General features: G+C 72.2%; 1 protein-coding gene. It reads right to left on the bottom strand.

The annotated features are described in order from the left end of the window. Positions 1-2,545: discoidin domain-containing protein (locus tag KBX39_RS28250; protein ID WP_210873441.1), on the bottom strand; the 2,545-nt coding region annotated here is incomplete at its 3' end. Positions 2,546-2,708 lie beyond the last annotated feature (163 nt).

Here is a 2,708-nt window from a genome sequence, read left to right as displayed (position 1 = left end):
AGGTGTTCGCGTTGCCGTCGACGGTGTTGGCGGCGCCGTACACGTCGGCGTGGCTGGTCTCCGCGACCGGCCGGCCCGCCGCCAGGTTGCCGGTCGGTGGCGCGGTGGTGGGCGGCGGGGTCGTGGTGGGCGGCGGCGTGGTGGTGCCGCCGCCGTACACCTCCAGCTCGGCGAGCTGGCCCGCCGGCCAGCCGGTATTGCCGGTGACGGTGACCCGGACGAACCGCCGGTCGCCGGACGGCAGCGCGATCGACACGGTGTTGCCAGCGGCCGGGTCGAAGACGCGGCCCGCCGACGCGGCGAGCGTCGTGTACGAGGAGCCGTCGGTGGAGCCGAGCACGGACAGCGTCTGGGTACGCCGTTCCCAGCCGGGCGGGAGCTTCAGCACCACCCGGTCGACGGTGCGGGACGTGCCGAGGTCGACGGTGAGCGACTGCGGGAACGCGTTGTTGGCGCTCTCCCAGTAGCTGGCCGGGTTGCCGTCGACGGCGTTGCCGGCGGCGTACGTCTGGGTGGTGCTGGTGGCGGTGGCCGGGCGGCCCAGGGCCAGGTTCCCGCCGGCCGGCGGCGGTGTGGTCGGCGGCGCGGTGGTCGGCGGGGCCGTCGTCGGCGCTGCCGTGGTCGGGGCCGGGCTGGTCGGCGGCGGGCTGGACGGTCCGTTGCCCCACTGCGGCTGCGGCCACGGCCCGCAGTACGGGGTGGGCGTGTACCAGCCGGAGTTGCCGGCGCCCTGGGTGATCTGGAAGCCGCTGCCGACGCAGTTGTGGATCGGGTTGGACTGCGCGATGCCGGTGGCCCGCACGTTCGTGAACCGGACCTGGCTGGGTGCCTGCACCTGGAGCGCGTACGTGCCAGCGCCCTCGATGCGGACGTTGTCGAACGAGATGCCGCTGGTCTGCCCCTCGATCCAGTGCAGCGCCGCGTACGAGCTGTCCAGGATGTCGGTGTCGGTGACGTTGATCGCGGCGCCCTGGATCGGCTCGTTGAGCGCGGAGAACCAGATCGCGCCCACGCCGAACTGCCAGTTGTAGTCGGAGTTGCCGTTGCGGATCAGCGTGTTGCGGGCCACCGTGATCGTGCCGGCCACGGCGGTCGGCCCGGTGACGCCCGGATAGCGGTTCGCCACGTGGATGCCGCCGCCGTTGGTGACCGAGTCGGCGGTGACGTTGTCGGCGATGGTGATGTCCCGCCCGCCGTACGTGACCAGGTGGTTGGCCAGGATCGTCACGCCGATGGTGTTGCGGGTGAAGGAGTTCCCGACGTTCGGCACGCTCTGCGCCCACATGGCCAGCGCGTCGTCACCGGTGTTGCGGACGAACGTGTTCGTCACCGTGGAGTTGGTGACGCCCCAGTGGAAGTTCACCCCATCGGCGGTCTGGTCCAGGATACGGCTGTTGCGGATGGTGAAGTTGTCCATCGGCCCGTCCATCCAGGCGCCGACCTTGGTGTGCTGCAACCACAGGTTGTCCACCACCGAGTTGCTCATCGCGCCGCCGATGGCGTTGACCTGGTCCTCGTCGACGCGTTCCCGGATGTCGCCGATGATGGCGAAGTCCCGCAGCGTGACGTTGCGGCTGGGCCCACCGGCCTCGTGCGGGCGGATCTCGCCGGAGTAGCCGCCGCCCGGCACGTACTTGCCGTAGATGCCGGCGGCGCGTTTGCGGTCGGTGGGGTGCCGGCCGCCGAGCACCGAGTACCAGGGCCCGGCGCCGCGCAGCGTCACGCCGTCGACCACCACGTGGTCCCAGAGCGTGAACGTGCCGGCCGGGATCCACACCGCCCGGCCCTGCGCCTTGCCGGCGTCCACCGCCGCCTGGAACTTCGCCGTCGAGTCGGTGGCGCCGGTCGGGTCGGCGCCGAAGTCGGTCACCACGTCCAGCACGCCGGACGGCTTGGTGATCTGCGCCCCGACCAGCTCGAAGTCGGCCAGGTCGATGGTGAATGTGGGTGACTGGGCGGTCGAGGAGACCTGGAGTCGGATCTTCGTGCCGGCCGGGTACGTGGTGCCGAACATGGTCCGGGTCTCGTCGTAGAAGTGGTGCGGGTTGGTGTCGCCCGGGTTGTTGTTGAACGGGTAGCCGCCGTAGTACCAGCCGTACCGGGAGGTGACCGGCACCGCCTTGACCAACGTGCCGTTGGCGCGCAGGTCGATGGTGGCGTCGCGGCCGGTGCCGGCGGCGTTGTCCGGCAGGCTGTACCGGAACGTGACCGCGTTCGCGGGGGCGGTGAGCGTGAACTCGACGTACTCGCCGACGGCGTCGAGCATGACCGCCTCCCGGCCGGACGCCTCGGACGGCAGCGTGCCGTAGCGCCGGTCGGGGCCGATCTTCGTGCCGTTGTGGACGGCCTGTTCGGCTTCCTGCTCGCGGAACGGCACGGTGGCGCCGCGTCCGGTGATGTCGAACGGGGACAGTCCGGCGGCGTACGCCGGGGTGGCGGTCGTGGTGAGCGCCACGACGACGAGTGTCGAGGCGGCGAGCGCGGCGGCGGCCAGGACGGCCACGCCGGTGCTGCGGTGGCGGTGCGCGGTGCGGTGCTCGGCCATGCGGGGTGTGCTCCCTTTCGTCGGTGGCCAGATCCCCCCGTGCGGCGTTGCCTCTCCTTCCTCCTCCCCAGGTGTGCGGCGTCTGTGGCGGCCGGGACGGGCCGCCGGGTGGTTCGGCGGCGCCGGCGGCGGGACGGGGCCGCCGGCGCCGCGGTCAGGCCGA

It is taken from the genome of Micromonospora sp. D75, assembly GCF_018070405.1.
GTDB classification, from domain to species: Bacteria; Actinomycetota; Actinomycetes; order Mycobacteriales; family Micromonosporaceae; genus Micromonospora; species Micromonospora chalcea.
The sequence above is the reverse complement of the archived record's forward strand: the minus strand, read 5'-3'. Positions and strand labels throughout refer to the sequence as shown.